Annotated in this window: 14 protein-coding genes; 7 read left to right on the forward strand and 7 right to left on the reverse strand. The window is 73.7% G+C overall.

Annotation, left to right across the window (positions count from 1 at the left end):
* Positions 1-108 precede the first annotated feature (108 nt).
* The gene (locus C8E97_RS01910) at positions 109-537 is read right to left on the reverse strand and encodes a DUF6474 family protein (RefSeq protein ID WP_121001052.1); all 429 of its coding nucleotides are present in this window, start codon (positions 535-537) and stop codon (positions 109-111) included.
* 118 nt (positions 538-655) lie between these two features.
* Here C8E97_RS01910 and C8E97_RS01915 point away from each other — a divergent pair, with 118 nt between their 5' ends.
* Positions 656-2293 carry a TM0106 family RecB-like putative nuclease gene (locus tag C8E97_RS01915; RefSeq protein WP_121001054.1) on the forward strand — a complete coding sequence of 546 codons (1638 nt, stop codon included), beginning with the start codon at positions 656-658 and terminating at the stop codon, positions 2291-2293.
* Between the two features lie 78 nt (positions 2294-2371).
* On the opposite strand, the gene C8E97_RS01920 is transcribed toward C8E97_RS01915, so the two are convergent.
* On the reverse strand, positions 2372-3124 hold the full coding sequence (locus C8E97_RS01920; protein WP_121001056.1) for an SDR family NAD(P)-dependent oxidoreductase: 753 nt from the start codon (positions 3122-3124) through the stop codon (positions 2372-2374).
* Between the two features lie 296 nt (positions 3125-3420).
* Between C8E97_RS01920 and C8E97_RS01925 the strand changes: the two genes are divergently transcribed.
* The 4 genes from C8E97_RS01925 (at position 3421) to C8E97_RS01940 (ending at position 8613) form a co-directional block, all read left to right on the forward strand.
* Positions 3421-4716, forward strand: a complete 1296-nt coding sequence (locus C8E97_RS01925) for a UDP-glucose dehydrogenase family protein (protein WP_121001058.1) — start codon at positions 3421-3423, stop codon at positions 4714-4716.
* Between the two features lie 74 nt (positions 4717-4790).
* Positions 4791-6584, forward strand: coding sequence for a gamma-glutamyltransferase family protein (locus tag C8E97_RS01930; protein ID WP_121001060.1), 1794 nt, complete (start codon positions 4791-4793; stop codon positions 6582-6584).
* Between the two features lie 573 nt (positions 6585-7157).
* Positions 7158-8087: a sensor histidine kinase gene (locus C8E97_RS01935; protein WP_246018608.1), complete on the forward strand. Its 930-nt coding sequence runs from the start codon at positions 7158-7160 to the stop codon at positions 8085-8087.
* Complete coding sequence (locus tag C8E97_RS01940) at positions 7969-8613, forward strand: response regulator transcription factor (protein WP_246019324.1); 645 nt, start codon at positions 7969-7971, stop codon at positions 8611-8613. The genes C8E97_RS01935 and C8E97_RS01940 overlap by 119 nt, the downstream gene beginning before the upstream one ends.
* A 197-nt stretch (positions 8614-8810) precedes the next feature.
* Here C8E97_RS01940 and C8E97_RS01945 read toward each other — a convergent pair whose 3' ends face one another.
* Entirely contained in the window at positions 8811-9185 is a 375-nt protein-coding gene (locus tag C8E97_RS01945) for a hypothetical protein (protein ID WP_121001064.1), read from the reverse strand.
* Between the two features lie 379 nt (positions 9186-9564).
* Here C8E97_RS01945 and gmd point away from each other — a divergent pair, with 379 nt between their 5' ends.
* Positions 9565-10554 carry a GDP-mannose 4,6-dehydratase gene (gene gmd, locus C8E97_RS01950; RefSeq protein WP_170211586.1) on the forward strand — a complete coding sequence of 330 codons (990 nt, stop codon included), beginning with the start codon at positions 9565-9567 and terminating at the stop codon, positions 10552-10554.
* On the forward strand, positions 10551-11435 hold the full coding sequence (locus C8E97_RS01955; RefSeq protein WP_121001068.1) for an FkbM family methyltransferase: 885 nt from the start codon (positions 10551-10553) through the stop codon (positions 11433-11435). Before gmd ends, C8E97_RS01955 begins: the two co-directional genes overlap by 4 nt.
* A gap of 894 nt (positions 11436-12329) precedes the next feature.
* Here the strand turns inward: C8E97_RS01955 and C8E97_RS01960 are convergent.
* The 4 genes from C8E97_RS01960 to C8E97_RS01975 all read right to left on the reverse strand — a co-directional run bounded on the left by C8E97_RS01960 (position 12330) and on the right by C8E97_RS01975 (position 19319).
* Positions 12330-14789 carry a glycosyltransferase family 4 protein gene (locus C8E97_RS01960; protein WP_246019325.1) on the reverse strand — a complete coding sequence of 820 codons (2460 nt, stop codon included), beginning with the start codon at positions 14787-14789 and terminating at the stop codon, positions 12330-12332.
* A 28-nt stretch (positions 14790-14817) separates the two neighbouring features.
* Positions 14818-15948, reverse strand: coding sequence for a class I SAM-dependent methyltransferase (locus C8E97_RS01965; protein WP_121001072.1), 1131 nt, complete (start codon positions 15946-15948; stop codon positions 14818-14820).
* A 135-nt stretch (positions 15949-16083) separates the two neighbouring features.
* The gene (locus tag C8E97_RS01970; RefSeq protein WP_246018609.1) at positions 16084-17331 is read right to left on the reverse strand and encodes an alginate O-acetyltransferase AlgX-related protein; all 1248 of its coding nucleotides are present in this window, start codon (positions 17329-17331) and stop codon (positions 16084-16086) included.
* Positions 17332-17687: 356 nt separating this feature from the next.
* Entirely contained in the window at positions 17688-19319 is a 1632-nt protein-coding gene (locus C8E97_RS01975; protein WP_246018610.1) for a glycosyltransferase, read from the reverse strand.
* Positions 19320-19946 lie beyond the last annotated feature (627 nt).

Here is a 19946-nt window from a genome sequence, read left to right on the forward strand (position 1 = left end):
TCACGCCTCATTTCCCGCCGATCACGCTTTTCGATCGGCGGGAAATCAGGCGTGATGGGCCGACCAGAGGCGGCCGAGCCGCCGAGGCGAAGCCGAGGCCGATAAACGCTAGATCAACCGCTTCAACAGCTCGGCTTCCAGCGTGTCCAGATCGGCGCCCACCGCCCGGTGAGCGGCCTTCCGGCGCGCCGTCGGCATGCGCTCCGACGCCCGCACGGCCGCCGCGAGCTGGCCCAGGCGCGCCTCGGTGGCCTCCACGTACGCCCGGTCCCCGGCGCGCAGCTCCTCCAGCGCGTGGGCGAACCCGACGATGCGGGCGTGCAGCTTCGCGCCCCGGCCCGAGTACCGGGTGAGCTCGTCCACGGGCACGCCGAGCCGCCGCGCCCGGTAGTGGTCGTAGCGGTCGCTCACGAGCGCCGCCGCGCGGGCGGCCAGCGGCGCGACCACGGGGATCAGCGCCGGCGCGACGACCTTGGCCACACCGACCAGGTTCTTCGCCCGGCCGGGTGACATGCCCCTGCTGCGTTCGCGTGCCATCGCCCGCCACCTCCTGCACCGCACCCTAGAGGTCGGGCGGTCACCTCGCACGGATGATCCATTGCCCGTCCATCAGGTTGCCGGTACAAGCGTCACGGCGGCGGCTTAGGCTTCAGCCGTGACTTCCCAGGTGCAGCTGGACGCCGGCGTGGTCACTCGTTGCCGGCGGCGGGTGCACCTCGAACACGATCCAGCCATGCGAGACGCCCCCAAGGCCGCGCCCGACCCGACCGGCCGGCTCCGCAAGGCCGACGCCACGGAGCACCGGCGGGCGGTGGCCACGGCGCTCGGCCGGTTCGCCGGCTCGGACCTGATGGAGGTACCGCAGGACGTGCCGAGCGCGGACCGGGAGCGCGTCACGGCCGACGCGATGCGGGCGGGCGTGCCGTACATCTGGGGCGCGGCGCTGCCCCGCGACGTGCGCGGCGGGCGGCGCGGCGGTATCGACCTGCTGGTCAAGGGCGACTCCGGGTACGTGCCGGTGCTGGTGGTGCGGCACAAGGTCACCGATCCGGGCGCGGGTGCGCGGACGTCGCCGCTGGCGCACCCGCTGCCGGGCGGCGCGCGGGTCGACCCGCTGCGCAAGGTGCGGCCCCAGCCGCGCGACCAGCTCCGCCTGGCCCACGCCCAGCGGCAGCTCCAGGCGGCCGGGTTCGCGGCCGCCGGCCGCTCGTACGGCGGTGTCGTCGGGATGGACGGCGACGTGGTGGTGTGGCACGACCTGGACGCGCCGACGTGGCCGGGCGGGCGGACGGCGCTCGCCGAGTACGACTCGCGGTTCTCGGACCGGCTGGCGGTGGCCGCGGCGGCGGCCACCGGCGCGGACCCGCTGGCCCGCCCGTCGCGGATCGTGGAGTGCCGCAGCTGCCCGTGGTGGCCGGTGTGCGAGGTGGACCTGCGGTCGTCGCGGGACGTGAGCCTCGTCGTGCGCGGCGAGGACGCGGTGGCGCTGCGCAAGGTCGGCGTCACCACCGTGGACGACCTGGCGGCGCTGGAGCCGTTCGGCGACCAGGTGACGCCGCTGGTGGGCATGTCGTACCCGGACGCGGTGGTGCTGGCGCGGGCGTGGCTGCGCGACCTGACGGTGGTGCGGCGCGTGCCGTACATGGACGTGCCGCGCGCGGACGTCGAGGTGGACGTCGACATGGAGAGCTTCGGCGACCTCGGCGCGTACATGTGGGGCTGCCTGCTGTCCGGCGCGGACGTGGGCGAGGAGCACGGCTACCGCGCGTTCGCGACCTGGGAGCCGCTGCCGTGCGACGACGAGGCGCGGTCGTTCGCCGAGTTCTGGGGCTGGCTGACCGGCGTCCGGCTGCGGGCGCGGGCGCGCGGCCTGACGTTCCGGGCGTACTGCTACAACGAGCTGGCGGAGAACCGCTGGCTGCTCGGCTCGGCGGAGCGGTTCAAGGGCAGGCCGGGCATCCCGGCGGTGGCGCAGGTCCGGGAGTTCATCTCGTCCGACGCGTGGGTCGACCTGTTCGGGATCGTGCAGGACCAGTTCCTGTGCGCGCACGGCAAGGGGCTGAAGACGATCGCCCCGGTGGCCGGCTTCGCGTGGCGCGACCCGGAGGCGGGCGGGGAGAACTCCATGCGCTGGTACCGCGACGCGGTCGGCATGGAGGGCGCGCCGCCGGACCCGGAGCAGCGGCGGCGGCTGCTGGAGTACAACGAGGACGACGTCCGGGCCACGCACGCGCTGCGGGAGTGGATGACCTCGGACGCCATGTCCAGCCTGCCGTTCGCCGGCGACCTCTGACCCGCCCCCCGGCACCGCGCGGCACGTCCGCGCGGTGCCGGCCGAGGAGCGCGCGCCGGACTCGAAGGGCCCGGACCGCTAGCGGGGCGCCATGCGCAAAGCGCCGTCCATGCGGATCACTTCGCCGTTGAGGTAGTCGTGCTCGACGATGCTCACGGCGAGCTGCGCGTACTCGGCGGGCAGCGCCAGCCGCTTCGGGAACGGCACACCCGCCGCGAGGCCCGTCCGGAACTCCTCGGACACCGTCGCCAGCATCGGCGTGTCCACGATGCCCGGCGCGATGGTCATCACCCGCACGCCCACCGACGACAGGTCGCGCGCGGCCGGGAGCGTCATGCCCACGACCGCCGCCTTGGACGACGCGTAGGCGACCTGCCCGATCTGGCCGTCGTAGGCCGCGATGGACGCCGTGTTGATCACGATGCCGCGCTGGCCGTGCTCCAGCGGCTCGGTCCTGCCCATCGCCGCCGCGGCCAGGCGCAGCACGTTGAACGTGCCGACCAGGTTGACGTCGATGACCTTCCGGTACAGGTCGAGCGGGTGGGGGCCGGACTTGCCCACGGTGCGGGTGGACGGGCCGATGCCCGCGCAGTTGACCACGACGCGGAGCGGTCGCCCGGAGCCGGCGGCGGTGTCGACGGCGTGCTGGACGTCCTCCTCGGACGTCACGTCGGCGGCCAGGTAGGTGACGCCCTCGACGGGTTCCGCGTCGTCCACCCGGATGTCCAGGGCGAACACCGCCGCGCCCTTCGCGGCCAGCGCCCGCGCGGTCGCGTTGCCCAAGCCCGACGCACCGCCGGTGACGATCGCCGCGGTTCCCTCGATCTCCATGCCACACCCTCCATCTCCCAGCGACACTGCCGGGACCGGAGGTTAACGGTCGTTCAGCTGCCGGTGGTCGGAGAAGTGCAGCAATGCGACCAACGGCACGGCGGCCAGCAGCGCCAGCCCCGCGAACAGCAGTGTGATCAGCAGGAGTTCCATGTCTCCACCTTGCCTCCGGGCCGGGAGCCCGCGCGTCCGCCGCGAGAAGTGTTCCCGCGTACATCCAGAGGACTACCCACCTCACTCTCCGCATACAACTCGTGTTCGGCAGGCGGCCAACTCCGGCTGCGACCGTCACGACCATGTTCGTCCGACGGATCGCGGTCGTGGGAACGGGTTACGTGGGCCTGACGACGGGAGCCTGCCTGGCGTCCCTCGGTCATCGGGTCGTGTGCGCGGACGTGGACGCGCTGAAGGTCGCCCGGCTGCGCGCCGGGCAGGTCGACATCCTGGAACCCGGCCTGACCGACCTCGTCACGGAGGGCCAGGCGGCCGGGCGGCTGGCGTTCGTGGAGGGCGCGCGGGCGGCGGTGGGCGACGCCGAGGTGGTGTTCCTGTGCCTGCCCACGCCGATGGGCGCGGGCGGCGCGGCCGACCTGTCCGCCGTCGAGTCGGTGGCGCGCGACCTGCGGGAGGTCCTCCCGTACGGCGCGGTCGTGGTGTGCAAGTCGACCGTGCCGGTGGGCACGTCGGTCCGCGTGGCGGCGCTGCTCGACCGCGACGACGTGGCCGTGGTGTCGAACCCGGAGTTCCTCCGCGAGGGGAGCGCCGTGCGGGACTTCCTGCGCCCGGACCGGATCGTGGTCGGCTCCGACTCGCCGCCCGCCGCCGAGCGGGTCGCGGCGCTGTTCGCGAAGCTGGGCGCGCCGACCGTGCTGATGGACGCGGCGAGCGCCGAGATGGTCAAGTACGCGGCCAACTGCTTCCTCGCGATGAAGCTGTCCTACGTGAACGCGGTCGCCGAGCTGTGCGAGCTCGTCGGCGCGGACGTGTCGTCGGTGACCGACGGCATGGGCTACGACCGCCGGATCGGCCAGTCGTTCCTGCGGCCCGGACCGGGCTGGGGCGGGTCGTGCCTGCCCAAGGACACGCACGCCATGCTGCGGATCGCCGAATCGGTCGGCGTCGACTTCGCGCTGGTCCGGTCGACCATCGAGGCCAACCAGCGGCAGCGGCAGCGGGTGGTGGACAAGGTGCGGGACGCCGTCGGCGGCACGCTGGCGGGCGCGCGGATCGGACTGCTCGGCCTGGCGTTCAAGGCGGGCACCAACGACCTGCGCGACTCGCCCGCCCTGGCCGTCGCCGAGCTGCTGACCTTCGCGGGCGCGCGGCTCGTCGCGCACGACCCCGAGGTCCGCCGCCCGCTGGTCGGGATGACCGTGGTGGACGAGCCGCACGAGGTGGCGCGGGACGCCGACGCGGTGGTGCTGCTCACCGAGTGGCCCCAGTTCCGCACCCTCGACTGGACCAGGGTGGCCGACCTGATGGCGGGTTCGGTGGTGCTCGACACCCGCGACCACCTGGACGCGGACGCCCTGCGCCGGGCCGGTCTGGTGCTGCGCGGGCTGGGCCGCCCGCAGCACGCGCCGACCGGCTGAGACCCCGGCGCGACGCACAACGATCCAGTTAGCCGGGTTAACCAAAGGTGGGACGTCCACGTAGGTTGTCGGGCGTGTTCACAACCCGTCCGGAACTCGTCGGCACCCACGGCATGGTCGCGTCGACGCACTGGCTCGCCTCCAGCGCGGGTATGGCGGTGCTGGAGGACGGCGGCAACGCGTTCGACGCGGCCGTCGCGGTGGGCTTCGTGCTCCAGGTCGTCGAACCGCACCTGAACGGGCCGGGCGGCGAGGTGCCCGCCGTGTTCGTGGTGGCCGGCGAGTCGACGCCGCGCGTGCTGTGCGGGCAGGGCGTCGCGCCCGCCGCCGCGACCATCGCGCGCTACCGGGACCTCGGCCTCGACCTGGTGCCGGGCAGCGGGCTGCTCGCGGCGACCGTGCCGGGCGCGTGGGACGGCTGGCTGACCCTGCTGCGCGACCACGGGACCAAGTCGCTGCGCGACGTGCTCGGCTACGCCATCGGGTACGCGCGCGACGGGTTCCCGCTGCTGCCGCGGGTGGTCACGACCATCGAGGCGGTGGCCGACCTGTTCCGCGGGCACTGGGCGTCGTCGGCGGCGCTGTGGCTGCCGGGCGGCGCGCCGCCCGAGCCGGGCGAGCGGTTCCGCAACCCCAAGCTGGCCGACACGTGGGAGTGGCTGCTGGCGGCGGGCGAGGCCGCCGGGTCCGACCGCGAGGCGCAGATCGAGGCCGCGCGGCGGGCGTGGTCGCAGGGTTTCGTGGCCGCGCAGGTGGAGGAGTTCTGCCGCACCGCGTTCCGGGACGACTCGGGCCGCGACCACGCCGGCCTGCTGACCGGGCAGGACATGGCCGGGTGGCAGGCGTCCTACGAGGACGCGGTGACCGTCGACTTCGGCGACTGGACGGTCGCGAAGGTCGGCGCCTGGTCCCAGGGGCCGGTGCTGCTCCAGCAGTTGCTGCTGCTGGAGGGTTTCGCGGACCGCCTGTCGTACGAGGGCGGCGTGCCGACGGCGGAGACCGTCCACCTGGCGGTGGAGTGCGCGAAGCTGGCGTTCGCGGACCGCGAGGCGTGGTACGGCGACGACGGCGACGTGCCGCTGGACGTGCTGCTGTCGCGGGAGTACGCCGAGGCCAGGCGTGCGCTGGTGGGCGAGGAGGCGTCGCTGGAGCTGCGGCCCGGCGCACCGGGCGGGCGGACGGCGGCGATGGCGCGCCACGTGCTCCGGGGCGCCTCGGCGGAGGAGCAGGAGGCGGCCGGCGCGATCGGGGAGCCGACCGTGTCGCGGACCGGCGCGGTCAAGGGCGACACGGTGCACGTCGACGTCGTGGACCGCTGGGGCAACCTCGTGTCGGCGACCCCGTCCGGCGGTTGGCTCCAGTCGTCACCGACCATCCCGTCGCTCGGGTTCTGCCTGGGCAGCCGGGCGCAGATGTTCTGGCTGGACGAGGGCCTGCCGAACTCGCTCGCGCCGGGCAAGCGGCCCCGGATCACGCTCTCGCCGTCGCTGGCGCTGCGCGGTGGCGAGCCCGCGCTGGCGTTCGGCACGCCCGGCGGTGACCAGCAGGACCAGTGGCAGCTCGGCTTCTGGCTGGCGCACACCGTCGGCGGGCTGAACCTCCAGGAGGCGATCGACTCGCCGATGTGGCACTCCAACGCGTTCCCGAGCTCGTTCTACCCGCGCGGGTGGACGCCCGGTGAGCTGGTGGTGGAGTCGCGGTTGGGCGAGGCGGCGATCGGGGCGCTGCGGGAGCGCGGGCACGCGGTGCTCGACGCGGGGCCGTGGACGCTGGGCCGCATGTCGGCGGTGGGGCGGGACGTGCGGGGCGGCCTGCTGCGCGGTGCGGCCAACCCGCGTGGCAACCAGGGTTACGCCGTCGGCCGCTGAACCCGCCGTTGCCCGGCCCGCCGGCACTCGGCGCGCCGGCAGCCGATCCGCCAGCAGCCGATCCGCCGGCACCCGGCGCGATGGCACCCGATCCGCCGGCACCCGGCCCGCCGGGTCCGCCGTCCCGCGACCTGCCCCGGCCCGTCGATCCGGGGTCGGTCGATCTGCGGTCGGTCGATCCGGGGTCGGTCGTCCCGCGGTCCGGGCCCGTCGACCGCCGATCACCCGGCGGTTCCGCGTGGCGCGCTGGGGGTTGGAACGGCCCCGGCCCGAGGGGGAGGGGGCCGGGACCGTTCCGGCTCGGGGTGCGTCAGCCGCGCGCACCGGGTCGACCCGCTGCCCGCGACTCCGGACCCGGTGGCGTCCGCGCGTCGGTTCGCGCGGCGGCCGTGCTGGTGTTCATGGCGGGAAAGGTGCTCAGTTCGGCGCGCCGGATCAAGCCGGCTACGCCCTCCGTGTGGAGTTCTTCACCCGCTCCAGTGATCCGGTCGGGTCGCGTACGACCGTCGACGTACCCGGCGGACGCGCCCGCCGACCGATGTCCCGCCGGTGGTCCCGGCGTACGGTCGACGCGTGGACTGGCCGGCCTGGGTGTGGTTCGCGGCGACGTTCGCGCCGCTGCTGTGGCGTCGGCGCTTCCCGGTGGCGGTCATCGCGGTCACCGGCGTGTCCACCTGGCTGTACTACGTGACCGGCCACTACGGCCCGCTGGTCGTGGCGCCCGCGATCGCGGTGCTGTCCCTGGCGAAGGAGCGCGCGGCCGAGCGGCGGGGCAGGCAGGTGGAGGAGGAGCGGCTGCGGATCGCCCGCGAGGTGCACGACGTCGTCGCGCACAGCCTCGCCATGATCAACGTGCAGGCGGGTGTCGCCGCGCACGTCGCGGACCGGCGGCCCGAGGAGGCCGTGAAGGCGCTCCGGGCGATCAAGGTGGCGTCGGGGCACGCGCTGGACGACCTCCGCGCGACGCTCGGCGTCCTGCGCACCGGCGAGGGCACCACGCCCGCGCCGTCGCTGAGCAGGCTGGACGAGCTGGTCGGCCCGGTGCCCAAGGCGCGCGTGGTGGGCGAGCCCGGCGAGGTGCCCGCGCCGGTCGACGCGGCGGCCTACCGGGTGGTCCAGGAGTCCCTGACCAACGCCCTGCGGTACGCGCCGGACGCCACGGAGATCACGGTGGCGTTCGTCCGCACGGCGTCCGCCCTGGAGCTGACCGTCCGGGACGACGGCTCGGGCGCGCCCGCGCCGCAGGGCGCGGGCACCGGGCTGCGGGGCATGCGGGAACGGGTGGCGGCGCTGGGCGGCGAGCTGAGCGCGGGGCCGCGCGCCGGTGGCGGGTTCGAGGTCCGGGCGGTTCTGCCGTGGGGGGTGGCGCGTGATCAGGGTGGTGCTGGCCGACGACCAGGTGCTGGTGCGGGCGGGTTTCCGGCTGCTGCTGGACACCGAGGACGGGTTCGAGGTGGTCGGCGAGGCGGGCGACGGCGCGGAGGCGCTCCGCCTGGCCCGTGAGCACCGGCCGGACGTCGTGGTGATGGACATCCGGATGCCCGGCACGGACGGGCTGGTCGCGACGCGGCTGGTCTGCGCCGAGCTGCCGGAGGTGAAGGTGCTCGTGCTGACCACCTTCGACGTGGACGAGTACGTCTTCGAGGCGTTGCGCGCGGGCGCGTCCGGCTTCCTGCTGAAGGACACCGACCCGGTGGAGCTGCTGCACGCCCTGCGGGTGGTCGCGCGGGGCGAGGCGCTGCTGGCCCCGAGCGTGACGCGGCGGCTGATCGAGGAGTTCGCGGCGCGCCCCGAGCACCGCAGGCCGGACCCCGGTGCGCTGCGCGAGCTGACCGCGCGGGAACGGGAGATCCTGGCGCTGGTGGCCGGCGGCCTGTCCAACGACGAGATCGCGGCGCACCTCGTCATCAGCCCCGCCACTTCGCGCACGCACGTGAGCCGGGTGATGACAAAACTGGGGGCGCGGGACCGGGCGCAACTCGTGGTGCTCGCCTACGAATCGGGATTGGTGCGCCCGCGCAGGCCATAACCCGGTTGTATGGGCATTTGTTATAACCCGGTAACCCCCGGTATTGGTCGTATTGGTCGTACATTACCCGTGGGGGTTGTAAGGGTGCATATTCTCACTACGGAAAGCGAGCAAATGCCCACGGAAATGTACGCAGGGTGACCACGACGACAAGCCCCGCGTTGTTCGCGCGGGGCTGGGTGAACGGGAGCGGAAGCTCAGGCGATGGCGCCGGGCGGCAGCTTGAGCTTGAACGGCAGCGTCGTCACGACCGCGAGGTCGGAGGCCGTCCGCTTCATCAGGGTGGGCGCGTTGCGCGTACCCGGCTCCGGCAGGTCGAGCAACCGGTCGACCGCCTCGACGAGCGGGCCCTCGTATATCCAGACCGCCTGGGCGGCCCGCGTGCTGTCCCGAACCGCAGGTAGGCGGCCTGCGCGGGCCTCCGTCTCCGACCAGAACAGGATCGAGTCGATGAAGCCGCGGCGCTGTTTGAAGGCCATGATGCGGTCGAGCTGCCCGTCCTCGTCCCGGAGGTGGAGGAACTGGAAACCGCTCTCGCGCAGCTCGATGACCTTGCTCAGTGCGAGATCCATGACGCACCTACCTCTGTTGTGAGGTCCCCTAGCAGGCACAGGTCGTGCGTGCGACCCGAAAAGGATCGTACGGCAAGACCACAATCCCCCATAGGGGCTAGGTGGACGGTGTTGGCTCAATGGGCAAGCGTTGCTGCCCCGTTTTCGATACGGACCGCAGGGTCCGAACGGTGCGCACGGAAAATGCGACCGCTCCCAAGGTGACCAGGGTCACAGCAAGCCACATCGATGTCTCCGGTCGGTCACGGGTTCGGTCTCACGGGAACGGACGCATCGCATGGCGGACGGGTTGCCTGGCGCCCGTCCACCCAACCGCCCGGCGTGGGAGACTTGCCGGATCGGGTGAGGGCGCCCACAGCCGCGCGGCTATCCTTGCGCGGTGGCGCGCGCATTGATCACCGGTATCACCGGGCAGGACGGCCGGTATCTGGCCGAACTCCTGAACAGCAAGGGGTACGAGGTCTTCGGCCTGGTCAAGGGGCAGAACAACCCGCGGGCCGAACTCGTGCAGCAGGAGTTGCCGTTCGTGGAGATCGTGTCCGCCGACCTCCAGGACCTGACGAGCCTCATCGCCGCCGTCGAGCAGACGCAACCGGACGAGGTGTACAACCTCGCCGCGATCTCCTTCGTGGCGCTCAGCTTCAAGCAGGCCGAGCTGACCTCGAACGTGACCGGGCTGGGCGTGCTCCGGATGCTGGAGGCCATCCGCATGGCCGGCGGCAGCTCCGACAACCCGATCCGGTTCTACCAGGCGTCCAGCTCGGAGATGTTCGGCAAGGTGCGGGAGACGCCACAGCGGGAGACGACCCCGTTCTACCCGCGCTCGCCGTACGGGGTCGCCAAGGTGTTCGGCCACGACATCACGGTGAACTACCGCGACAGCTACGGCCTCTACGCCTGCTCGGGCATCCTGTTCAACCACGAGTCGCCCCGGCGCGGGGTGGAGTTCGTGACCCGGAAGATCACCAACGCGGTCGCGCGGATCAAGCTCGGCCTCCAGGAGACGCTGGTGCTCGGCGACCTGGAGCCGCGCCGCGACTGGGGCTTCGCCGGCGACTACGTGCAGGCCATGTGGCAGATGCTCCAGCAGGACGAGCCGGACGACTACGTCATCGCCACCGGCCGGACGCACCGGGTGCGCGACTTCGTGTCCGCCGCGTTCACCCACGCGGGCATCCCGGACTGGGAGCGGCACGTCACCCAGGACCCGCGCTTCTTCCGGCCCGCCGAGGTCGACCTGCTGGTGGGCGACGCGTCCAAGGCGCGCGAGAAACTCGGCTGGAAGCCGGAGGTCGACTTCGCGGGCCTCGTCGCGATGATGGTCGACCACGACCTAGAGGTGGAAGCGCGCAAGGCCGGTCTGTCGTGATCTCGTACGCGCAGAACGGGGAGGACGTCGTGCTGGCCCGCCTGTTCCACGGGCGGACCGACGGCCGGTACGTCGACGTGGGCGCGGCGGACGCCGTCGAGGACTCGGTGACCAAGCACTTCTACGACCTGGGCTGGCGGGGCATCAACGTCGAGCCGATCCCGGCGCAGGCGGAGCGGCTGCGCCAGGCGCGGCCCGGCGACGTGACGCTGGCCGTCGCGCTCGGCGCGCACAACGGCAGCGCGACGCTGCACGTCGTGCCCGACCGGTCCGGGTGGTCGACCCTGGACGCCTCGCTCGCCTCCGCCTACCGGTCCGAGCTGGCCGTGGAGGAGGTCGAGGTCGAGGTGCGCACGCTCGCGGACGTGCTCGACGAGCACCCCGGACCGGTGGACTTCCTGAAGATCGACGTCGAGGGCGCGGAGCAGGTCGTCCTGGAGGGCGCGGACTGGTCGCGCCACCGGCCGCGCGTGGTCGTGGTCGAGGCGACCGAGCCGGGGTCGCCCACGCCCAACCACGCGGGCTGGGAGCCGCTGGTGCTGGCGGCGGGCTACCGGTGCGCGTTGTTCGACGGGCTCAACCGGTTCTACGCGCGGGCCGACGACGAGGAGGCGCTGAGCGTGCTCTCCGCGCCCGCGAACGTGTTCGACCGGTACGTGCGGGCGGAGTTCGCGGACCAGCGCGCGGCGCGGGTGGCCGAGATCGGGTACATCCGGCGGCTGGAGAACGCGGTGCGGGAAGCCCAGGAGGCGCGGGCCAAGGACGCCGCGTACGTCGAGGACCTGCGCGGGGCGCTGCGCGAGGCGGAGTCGCAGCTTGGCCGGGCGCACCGGCGGCTGGCGGCGCTGGAGGCGCGGCTGGTGGAGCTGGAGCCGAGCTGAGGTCGGGCGGTGGGCGGGGCCGGCGGGCTCCGCACGAAGGCCCGAACACGCCGACCCCCGCAGCGGGGATCTCGGCGCTCCCTCGGCGCTCCCTCGGCGAACCTCCCGCGGGCTTCCGGTCGGAATCCTCGGCGGCCCGTCGGCGAACCTCCTGCGGGCTTCCCGGCGGAATCCGCAGCGGCCCTCAGCGAACCCTCAGCAGCCGCCCGAAAACGTCGGTGCCCAGTGGGACAATGGAAACCGGGGGCCGGAGGCCACGCCCGGACGCCCTCCCCGGACGCAGCGGACCGGACGCAGCCGCACCCTGCCGACCGCACGCCCACCTCGGCGCCGACCACCGTTCGACCCACCCGGTGCAGGCCCGACACCGACCGGCTGCGACACCCACCGACGCCGGCCGGTCCCTCAGTCCGGCCAGGCCACAGGTCTTGGCCGACGCGCCGGGCCGACGTGCCGGCATGTGGTGCTTCGCCGACGTGCCGGATCGTTGTGCCGCGCCGACGTGCCGGGCAGACGCACCGGGTCGCGGCACTGCGTCGAGGTGCCCGGTCGAGGTGCCCGGTCGAGGTGCCGGGTCGCAGCACTGCGTCGATGTGCTGGGCCGAAGCGTCGGGCCGAAAGCGCCTGCGGCGAAGCGCCGCGGTCGGTCGACGTGCGAGCGAGGTGTGCCGGGGCATGGCCCCGGCCCGTGATCCGGCGTGGCCTCCCGCCCGCGATTCCGCCGTGATCCGGCGTGGCCTCCGGCCCCCGATTCCATTGTCCCAGTGCGCACCGACATATCCGGGCGGCTGCTGAGGGATCGCTGAGGAGCGGTCGGTGGGTGCGCGGAGGCCGCTCGGGCCGGGCGGCGTGCGGGAGCGGCCCGGCCAGGTGGTCCGGGACGGGCCGGCTCCGTCACTTCCGGTGGACGCCCCCGAGGTGCAGGCCCTCGCGGTAGATCGCGTGGACGCGGTCGCGCATCACCGCGCCGACCGCCTCCGCCCCGCTGTGCGCGCGGATCGCCTTCCGGGCCCGTGCACCCATGCGCGCGCGCAGCGCCGGGCTGTCGGCCAGCCTGCGCAGCCACCCGGCGGCCTGGGCGACGTCCGGCTCCGCCCACAGCTGCCCCGGCCGGTACCAGTCGGCGAACCGGTTGTCGTAGCGGTGGTCCTTCTCGGTGATCGGCCTGATGTCGTAGCCGACGGTCGCCGCCGCGCCGGGCGGCATGAAGTCGGTGTTGCCGCCGTAGCCCGTCGCCACGACCGGCTTGCCGAGCATCATCGCCTCCGCCATGCCCAGGCCGTAGCCCTCGGACCGGTGCAGCGAGGCGTAGACGTCGCACGACGCCAGCAGCGCGTCCATCTCGGGCCGGGTCAGGTCTTCGGCGATCAGGGTGCCGTTGACGCTCGCCACCGCGTCCGCCAGCGCCGCCGCCATCAGCGGGAAGATGTCCAGGTCGATCGCCTTGATCACCAGGTGCGCGGTGGTGCCGCGCTCGTGCGGCGCGAACGCCCGGCGGAACGCGTCGATCACGCCCCACGGGTTCTTGCGCGCGTCGCTGGACGACGAGCTGAACGTGAACAGCACGACGAACGCGTCCTCGGCCAGCCCGAACCGCGCCCGGTCCGGTGCGGCCTCCACCTCCGGGACCACGTTCGGCACCACGGTGATCGGGATGTCGGTGACGGTGCGGAACGCGTCGCCGACGAACGACGACACCACCCACAGCTCGTCCAGGCGCGGCAGCTGGACCAGCGTGTAGTCCAGGATCTCCGGCAGCTCCCACGCCCACAGCGCGATCGTGTACCGGTCGAGCGAGCTGTCCGGGATCAGCTGGAACTCGTTGAGGTTCACCATCCACAGGTCGACCGGGTAGTCCTTGCCGGCGCGCAGCTCGGCCAGCTCGCGCGGCACCTGGACGGTCCGGACCGGCGCACGCGAGTTGAACTCGGTGTAGGTCAGGCCCACGTCGGTGCCGAGCAGCGCCAGGCCCGCGCGCCGGAACGACTCGGACAGGCCGGTCGTGGCCCGCGTGTCGGCGAACAGGTTCACCCCGGGCGCGGACCGCTCGACCAGCTCGACCGGCCGGAACGCACGCCGACCCCCGGACCGCCCGCCCCGGCCGGACCCGCCCTGACCGGACCCGCCCAGGTTCGCGGCCCCTTCGCGCGCCCCGCCGCCGGCGGTGACCAGGTCCGGCGCGTAGGCGTCCTCGGCGGCGGACTCCAGCGCCTCGCGGTACTGCCGCGCGACCACCGGCCACGACGCCTCCCGCGCCACCCAGTCCCGCGCCAGCTCACCCGCCGCCCGCGCCCGCCCTGGCTCGGTGACGACCTGCTCCAGCAGCGCGGCCAACGCCTCCGCCTCGGCGCGCGACTCGATCGGCACCCGCCAGCAGAACTCCTCGGCGTAGTGCCGGTTCTGCGGCAGGTCGCTGGTGATCACCGGCCGGCCGGCCCCGAACGCGCGCATCATCACCGCGCTGGTCTCGCCCGCCGTGGGCCAGCGCAGGTTCACCACCGCGTCGGTCGCGCCGATCAGCTGCTCGAAGTCGTCCTTCGCCGGGCTCAGCTCCATCCGCACGGAGTCCCGCAGCCCGTACTGGTCCAGGGCGCGCACCACGTCGGCGTGCACCTCCGGGTAGTCCACGTGACCCGCGATCAGCAGCCGGGCGCGCGGCCAGCGCCGCCGCACCTGCGCGAACGCCAGCACCACCACGAGGATGCGCTTGATGCGGTTGAACCCGCCGAACACGCCGAACACCACGTGCCCGTCGTCCCACCCGAGCCGCGCGCGCACCGCGGCCCGGTCGGCGTCGTCGCGGACCGGCGCGCCGGAGTTCACCACCGACACCGGCAGTCCGGGGTACCGGGCGCGCAGCCGGTCCGCCGAGTACGGGTCGTGCACGATGAAGCCGCGGCTGGCCGCCGCGAGCCGCCGCTCCATCGTCATCGTCATCGCGTCCAGGTAGCGGGGCCCGTCCGCCTCGACCGCGGGCCACCCGTTGAGCAGTGCCGGGTCCTGCGGGTCGCCCCAGATCGGGCCGTGCGCGAACGCCACCTCGTCCCGGAACGCGGGCGTGCCGATCCCGCCGTGGTAACCCTGGTGGAAGTCCAGCAGCGAGGTGTCGTGCAGCACGACCACGCCGGGCACGGCCAGCGCCTGCCGGTAGATCCACGTGTGCACACCGGCGTGGTTGCCCATCTGGTACACCGGCAGCCCGGTCGCCGCGGCGGGCGTCACCAGGGGCACCGGCGCGGTCGCGTCCGCCGAGCGGGACACGGCCGTCACCGCCACCTCGTCGGCGAGCGGTCCGAGCAGTTCGTAGGTGTAGTCCGCGATACCGCTGCGCTCGGGCGGCAGCGGGCTCCACATGCCGACCCGCGTCGTCACATCCACACCGTCACATCCACGCGAGCAGGCAGTACCGGCCGGCGCGGGCCGCGTCCGGCGCCGCCGTCGCGGGCCAGCCGTCCAGCGGGCCGCCGTCCGGGTAGCGGACCTCGATCCGGGAGAACCCGGCGACCTCCGCCAGGAACCGCAGGAACGTCGGGTGCACGGGCCGCCGCGCGAACGGGTCGACGTGGAAGTCCGCCATGCCGGGGCCGTCCGGGTTGGGCGTCTCCAGCAGCAGCACGCCGCCGGGCTTGAGCGCTTGGCCCGCGAGGTCGAAGAACCGGGACAGCGCCGCCGCGTCCCGCCGCTCGACGAACCGGAACGCCGTCACCGCGCCCAGCGAGCGCTTGGCGGTGCGCGCCAGCGCGTCCAGCGGGTCCGCCTCCTCGACGGCGAGGCCCAGTTCGCCGCAGTGCTTCACGACGAACGGGTTGGGCGACGCGCCGGACGCGGGCACGTCCGCCGAGCGCAGCACCTCCAGCCACTCGCCCCGGCTCGGCGCGACGTCCAGCACGGGGCCGTGCGCGGCCTCGACCACCGGCAGGTACGCGGCGCGCGTGGTGCGCGTCAGGTCGGCGGGCCCGTCGAGCAGGTGCGCCACCGGCAGCTCCAGCGCCGCCGACCGGTCCGGCGCGGAGGTCACCTCGACCTCCGGGGCGGTGGCCCGTGCCCGGTCGAGGAACAGGTCGAGCTGCGCGTGCCGCAGGCGGGTGTCCAGCGCGGCGGAGTCGAGTTCGGCCAGCCGCCGCTCGATGCGGTCCAGGCGCGCGGCGACGTCGTCGGCCGCGGTCTCCCGGTCCACGAGCTGGAGGCGCAGGTCGGTCACCTCGGTGCGGATGCCGCCGATCGCCGCGTAGAGGCGCTGGTTCAGGCCGGCCATGATGTTCTGGTCGGCGCTGCGCAGCTTCTCCACCTCGACGGCGAGGTCCTCGCTCGCGGCGGCCCGCCCGCCGCCCTGGCTGAGCGCGTCGACCGCGTCGCGCACCGCGAGGTTGAAGTCGACCTGCCCCTTGAGCTGGCGCTTCCACAGCAGGCGCAACAGGAACCTGCCGAACAGGTCCCGCGAGCGCAGCGGCAGGTTGAGGTTGCGGTGCTTCTCCAGGCGGACGATGGCGTCCGCCAGGCGTGCTTGCGACATGGACCGTCCAACGGATTGCGGGGGCGAGGTCGCCGGAAATGCGGCCGGCCGCAGTCTAAGGCAGTCGCCGCGCCGACCGACGCCGATCGCCGCAACCCGGCGTCGGCGGATGGGCCGACCGGCGGGCATCCCGCGTCAGCGGACCGGCTTGGCCTTCAGCTCCTTCACCACCGTGTCGACGATCTGCGGGTTCAGCAGGCTCAGCGAACCGGACACCAGGCTGCGCTCGGCGACCTCGACCACCACGGTCGAGTTGTCCGCCAACAGCTTCCCGGCGGCCTCGCCGCGGTCGGCCGCCAGGTTCCCGTGGTGCATGATCGTCAGGTCGCCGAACACGCTGCCGAGGTACTTGGTGGTGCGGATGGTGAACGAGTCGCTGAGCATCCCCACCCGCTGGTGGTACGTGCCCGCGCCGGTGGCCGTGGTGAGCCGGACCGGGGTGCTGAACTCGCGCGGCGCGTCGTTCCTGGTCTGGTTGGTCGTGCCGTCCGGACGGATCAGGTACGACAGGCCGGTGGTGGTGCCGGTGCGGCCGATCAGCGGCGGCAGGTCGGCCGACGCCTGCCACGCCGGGCCCTCGTCCACCCGCCACCGCGCGCTGATGCCCGGTCGCAGCCGCTCGGCGAGCCGGCGGGCCATGACGACGCCGCCCTCGTCGCCCCAGTGCGCGTCGACGGGTCCGTACACCGGCGCGCCCAGGCGCTCGCCCCAGTCCTTCAGGTCCTCGCGCAGGTCCAGCACGTAGTCCTCGCCCGACACGGCCCGCCAGAACTCGTCGACGACCTCGCGGTGGCACTCGCGGCCGGGCAGGTCGGCGGGGAGGTTCTGCGGGTACAGCGTGGCCTTGTCCGGCGCGACGACCACGACGAACCGCCGCCCGGACGAGGTGACGCCGTCGCGCAGGTGTCGCAGCCGCCGCATGACCTCGTCGGTGTCGAGCGCCTGGGAGCAGTGGCTGGCCAGCTCGTCGCCCAGGTACAGCCAGCCGTTCGTGCCCTCCACGACGTTCGGGAACGTCACCGGAGGGCGCTTCGGCTTGGGCGGCTTGCTGGTCTCGGTCGGGATCGGCGGTCCGCCCTGGTCCGCCTTCGGCCGCGCGGGCGGCTCGCCGAACACGCCGCGGCTGATGCCGTCGTAGAGGCCGATCGCCTGCTCGCGCAGCGGCAGGTGGTCCGACGCCCACGCCTGGAGTTCGCCGATCTCCGTGATGCCGGGGAACGCGGTGAGCGACCGGTTCTCGAACTCGCGCGGCCGGACGCCCAGCGCGAACGCGACGGCGGGCAGCGTCAGGAACACCACCGCGCAGATCAGCGCCGTGCGCTGGGTCGCGCCGTGCCGTGGGCGGTGGAGCGCGTGCTCGGTCGGCAGCAGCGACTCGTGCACCGGGGGGAGGGCGGACTTCGTCGCCGGTCGGGCGTTCCCGTGGCCCGGTCGGACTTCTCCGGGAGTCGGGCGGCCGTTCGCGGGGGTGGCCTGGGCATCTGCGTGAGCCGGTCGGGCGTTGGCGAGGCCGGGCTGGGTGTTTCCGTGCGCCGGTCGGGCGTTCGCGTGCGCCGGTTGGGCGTTCGCAGGGGCCGGTTGGGCGTTCGCGTGCGCCGGTTGGGCGTTCGCTGGGGTCGGCTGGGCTCCGGGGGCCGGTTGGGCGTTCAGGGGGGTCGCCTGGGCGTTCCCGGAATTCGGCTGGGCACCGGGGGCGGGTCGGGCGGTTCCGGGAGCCGGGCGGGCCTGTTCGTGAGCGGTCATCGCCGGTCCAGTATGGCTTCCACCCTGCCCAGCGCGTGGCGGATCGGGCCGGCGGCGGGGCCGAGCACGCGGCGCGCGGCCCGGACGAGCGGCGGGCGGGGCGGCGGGGTGGTGCGCGCCAGCCACGTGCGGTGGGCCGCGTCGAGCTGCGTGCGCAGCCACGCCGCCGCGGCGTCGGAGGACCGCGTCCGCAGCAGGTGCTCGCGGGCGGCGAGGCCGCGCCGGTGGGCCTCCTCCGGGTCGTCGGCGATCTCGCGCAGCGCGGCGGCGGCGGCGTCGAGGTCGGGTTCGGCCCAGCGGGCGTTCGGCTGGTACGGCGGCCAGCCCGCGCCGACCTCGGTCATCGTGTGCGGGATCGGCCAGCCGACGCGGGCGTCGAGGAACTCGCTCGTGCCGCCGTAGTCGGTGGCGACGACGGCGAGCCCGCGCGCCATCGCCTCGGCGACGGTCAGGCCGAACCCCTCGCCGCGGTGCAGCGACACGTAGGCGTGGCTGGTCGCGTACAGCTCGGCGAGCCCGGCCGCGCTGAGGTAGCGCTCGACGAGCGTGATGCGCGGGTCGTCGGCGGCCATCAGCCGGAGCCGCTCGGCCGCACCGGTGTGGAGATGGGCATTTGTCGACTTGATGACCAGCTTGACGTCGGTGCGCCCGGGGAACGCCCGCTGGAACGCCGTCACGACGCCGTACGGGTTCTTGCGCCCGGCCGTGCTGTTGAAGTCGAACGCGAACAGGAACCCGGTCGGCTCACCGCGCCGCCGGGGCCGGTCGTGCACCGGGTCGCGCGCCACCACCGGGATCGGCACCGTCCGCACCGGCACCGGGGAGTGCGGCTCGATCGCGCGGCGGACGAAGTCGCTCACCGTCCACACCTCGTCCACCTGCCCGAAGTGGTGCATGGTCGGCGGGAACTCCTCCAGCTCCCACGCCCACAGCCCGATCCGGTAGCGGCCGTGGCCGACTTCCGGGTCGGCTTCCAGCAGCGCGCGGGTGAAGTCGCCGTTCACCGTGATCAGGCTGACGGGGTACTTCGGGCGGCCCACCGAGGCAGGGGCGGCGACGCCGGTGCGCGCGGTGCCGAGGACGGAGTGCTCGTCCACCACCGACACGTGGGGGATGCCTGCGGCCCGCACGACGTCCAGCAGGACGCGGCCCATCTCGCCGATGCCCAGCTCGGCGGTGTGGTAGCCGGCGACGTTGACGCCGAAGTCGTTGACGGGCGGGGCGATCTCGCGGGGTGTGCCGGGCAGCGCCCAGGTGGGCACGCCTTCGTCGACACCGTGCCGCGCGCACCAGTCGCGGAAGCCGGGGTCGAGCGCGTCCAGCGGGCGGGGGAACGCGGCGCGCAGGTCGATCCGGGACTGCCACACGCCGTGCAGGAGGCGGTTGGTGCCGGACGCGCGCTGCGCGGGCGAGGCCGGTTCGGTCAGCCAGGCCCGGAACGCGCTGCCGTCACCGTCGAACGGGTGCGGCGGGAGACCCTTCGGACGAGCGTTGAGCGGGTCCGGTTCGGCGGCGGCACGCAGGGCGTCCTTGAAGACCTCGCGCATGGTCGGCGTGATCGGCTCGTCATCGGGCCCGAACGTGTCGAACCTCGAAACGACACGGGCCCGCGAACCGTCGGAGTACACCGCACGCCCATCATACGCGTACACCATACGCCTACCCGCCGCATCCCCAGCAAGCACATCACCGACGTCCGCTGTAGGCGCAACCTGGCCCTCCGCGGCGCGCACAACCTCGGCGCCCGCAGTCCCTGCACCAATGGCATCTGCTGCACGGACGAAATCGTCGGCGGGCCCGTGCGCGACGCTGGCTGCACGCACGCCATCGGCTTTCAACCCGCGCGCACCTTCCTCGTCCGTGGCGGACGCACCTTCTCCGTCCGTGGCGCGGCCACCTTCTCCGTCCGTGACGCGCCCACCATCGCCCTCTGCTTTATGCGCGTCGTTGGCGTATGACGTACGCGCACGATCCGCCGCCGCTGTGTACCCGCCGTTGGCGTCCGTTGTACGCATACCGTCAGCGTCCGTTGTACGCATACCGTTGGCGTGCGTCGTACGCCCACCGTTGGCATCCATTGCGCGCCTATCGTCGGCGTCTGCCGTGCGCCTACTGTTGGCGTCCGTCGTACGCATATCGTCGGCGTCCGCCGTGTGCCTACCGTCGGCGTCTGCTGTGCGCGCACTGTTGGCGTTAGCTGTACGCGCTCCGTTGGCTACTGGCATGTGTGCGGGGTTGGCGTTGGGCGTACGCCT

Source organism: Saccharothrix australiensis (assembly GCF_003634935.1).
GTDB lineage: Bacteria > Actinomycetota > Actinomycetes > Mycobacteriales > Pseudonocardiaceae > Actinosynnema > Actinosynnema australiense.